The sequence below is a fragment of the Piscicoccus intestinalis NBRC 104926 genome (genome assembly GCF_001515525.1).
GTDB classification, from domain to species: domain Bacteria; phylum Actinomycetota; class Actinomycetes; order Actinomycetales; family Dermatophilaceae; genus Kineosphaera; species Kineosphaera intestinalis.
Map to the genome: position 1 here is coordinate 1 of NZ_BCNQ01000300.1, position 1,174 is coordinate 1,174.

The 1,174-nt window shown below is 69.3% G+C and carries 1 protein-coding gene; it reads left to right on the forward strand.

Annotated elements, in window-relative coordinates; all coding sequences use genetic code 11:
- Positions 1 to 1,174: transposase (locus PINTE_RS23565; protein WP_505804213.1), on the forward strand; the 1,174-nt coding region annotated here is incomplete at both ends.

The window sequence follows — 1,174 nt, forward strand, 5'->3', positions numbered from 1 at the left end:
CCGGAGGACGACTTCGAGGCAGCGCCAGCCAAGACCGTCAACGAGCCAGGATGGCCACAGGTCGGGCACGACGGCAGGCTCCAGCACTCGGTAGACCCCGATGCGCGAGACGGCTACCGGGCAGGCAAGAACAAGAGCCGCAAGGGCATCTTCGTCGGATGGGACCTTCACCTGGCCGTGGACACCCCTGACCTGGGGAGCCCCGGATGTCCGCCGCTGATCCGCGCCGCCTCGCTGCGACCGGGAGGATCGGACAAGGCCGCTGCGGGCCTGGCCGTCGTGGCGCAACTCGGGAAGCAGGCACCAGTCGAGACCCTGCTGGCGGATCGTGGCTACACCTACCTCCAGGCCGACAAGTGGGCGCTTCCGATCCACCGGATGGGTATCGAGCAGGTCTTCGACCTGCATGTCACGCAGCGCGGCACCCATCCAGGCCCCATCACCGGAACTCTCTTCCTCGACGGCGGGCTCTTCACCTCGGTGCTTCCGCAGCGCCACCATGACCTCCCCGCGTTCAGCCTGGGCATGACCGCCGCCGAGAACGCTGCGCTGTGCGACCGCTACGACGAGCGCGCCGCCTACGCTTTCACCACGCAGGGCAAGCCCGACCGAATACGAGGAACGCAGCGTTACCGAGGACCAGCACTGACCGGGCGGGTCCGCTGCCCGAATACCCCCAAGTCGATGCGCTTGGACCCGGCCACGCGACCCACGACCTCCTGCACCGAAGGCGAGCCCTGCGCCTGCGGGACCACCGTGACGCTCGGCCCCGACGACCACTTCGGCACCCGGCAGCGACTGCTCTACGGCACCACCGCCTGGAAGGCTTCCTACGGTCGCCGCTCCGCCGTCGAGTCCGCCAACGCCAACCTGAAGGTGCACCACGCACAACTGCGTCGCGGCAGCACCCGAGTGATGGGCACCAACCGCACCGGCATCCTGCTGGCGTTCATCCTCGCCGCAGTCAACGTCTCAGTGCTGCACTCACGCTACGACTACGACGCCGCAACGCCCACCGACGGGACCGGCCCGATTGCACCGAGGCCGTCGCCGCGACCCGCGCTGCACCGCACCCGAGACTTCCAGCGCCGCCCGGCACGCCGGAAGTCACCACCTGGCCGAGCAGCGACGAAGCGCTCCTCGCCACAGCGACCCGACGCCTTCGAGCCCGTCA